The following is a 1,645-nucleotide window of genomic DNA, read 5'->3' as shown; positions in this document are numbered from 1 at the left end:
GCCGAGCTGTTCGTCTCCGGGGCCGAGGTCGACTGGGACGGCTTCTACGCCGGCCGGAACGTCACCCGCGTCGACCTGCCCACCTACGCCTTCCAACGCGAGCGGTACTGGCTGGGCACCCGCGAATACATGGCGGACTCCTGGTACGGCGGTGACGGCACCGACATCTCCGCCGCCGGGCTGCGCGCCGCAGGTCACCCGTTGCTCGGCGCTGCGGTGAACCTGGCCGACACGGACGGGGTGCTGCTGACCGGGCGCTTGGCGGTGGACACGCACCCGTGGATCGCCGACCACGACGTCCTGGGGAACGTCCTCCTGCCCGGTACGGGTTTCGTGGAACTCGCCCTGCATGCGGGGGGCCTGGTGGGGTGTGGGCTGTTGGAGGAGCTCACGTTGCAGGCGCCGTTGGTCCTGCCGCCCGAGGGCGGGGTGCAGGTGCAGGTGGCGGTCGGGGGTGTGGATGCCTCCGGGGTTCGTTCGGTGACGGTCCACTCGCGTCCCGAGGCCGAGGGGCAGGGGCCGGACGGCTGGGTCCTGCATGCACAGGGTGTGCTCAGCGCCGGTGAACCGGTCGGACGGATCGAGGAGTTGTCGGTGTGGCCGCCTGCGGGTGCGGTCGCGGTGGGCATCGGGGACGCCTACGACACGCTGCTGCGCCAGGGCTATGCCTACGGTCCGGTCTTCCAGGGGCTGAAGGCGGCCTGGCGGCGCGGTGACGACGTGTTCGCGGAGGTGGCCCTGCCCGAGGAGTCGTGGGAGGAGGCGGGCGGGTTCGGTCTGCACCCGGCGCTGCTGGATGCCGCGATGCATGCCGCGCTCGTCGACGACAGCGGTGAGCGGGACGGGGAGCCGGTCCTGCCGTTCGTGTGGAACCACGTCACCCTGCACGCCACCGGCGCCACCCGCCTCCGCGTCCACATCGGGCAGACGGGTTCCGCGGCCGACAACACCCTGGTGCTGAACGTCGCCGACGCCCAAGGGAATCCTGTTCTTTCCGTTGGCTCTGTCGTGGGCCGGCCGGTGTCAGCAGGTCAGTTGGAGTCTGTGGGTGGTGGTGTGGAGCGGTTGTTGTGGCGGGTGGAGTGGGTTCCCGCGCCGGCGGGCAGTGCGCGGGCGGCCGGTGGGTCGCTGCCGTTGTGGGAGGAGTTGCCGGTCTCGGGTGAGGTTCCGCCGGTGGTGGTGTGGGAGGTGCCCGGGGTTGGGGGTGATGTTCCTGATCGGGCGCGGGCCACGGCGGTGCTGGTGCTGGAGCGGGTGGGCCGGTGGCTGGCGGATGAGCGGTGTGCTGGTTCGCGTCTGGTGGTGGTGACCCGGGGTGCGGTGGCACTGGACGGGGATGCGGGTGTGGAGCTGGGTCTGGCGGGGGTGTGGGGTGTGCTGCGGGCCGCGCAGGCGGAGAATCCGGGCCGTTTCACCCTCCTCGATCTGGAGCCCGGCGCGGATGCCGCGCTCGCGGCGGGTGTGATCGGTGCCGGGGAGGCCGAGATCGCCGTACGCGCGGGGACGGTGCTGCTGCCCCGCCTGGCCCGTGCCACCGGTGCCGGGCAGATCTCTCCGGTCGAGGGGGGTGGGGCGGTCTGGGGTGCTGGTGCGGTGCTGGTCACCGGTGGCACGGGTGGTCTGGGTGCGCTGGTGGCCCGGCATC

Annotated in this window: 1 protein-coding gene; it reads left to right on the top strand. The window is 72.3% G+C overall.

What is annotated here, in order from left to right; translation table 11 throughout:
* The coding region (locus AB0L29_RS35475) for a polyketide synthase dehydratase domain-containing protein (RefSeq protein ID WP_365833472.1) at nt 1-1,645 on the top strand (1,645 nt) is incomplete at both ends.

The organism is Streptomyces sp. NPDC052701 (assembly GCF_040678355.1).
In the GTDB taxonomy this organism is placed as follows: Bacteria; Actinomycetota; Actinomycetes; order Streptomycetales; family Streptomycetaceae; genus Streptomyces.
This window is presented reverse-complemented; position numbering and strand designations above follow the sequence as displayed.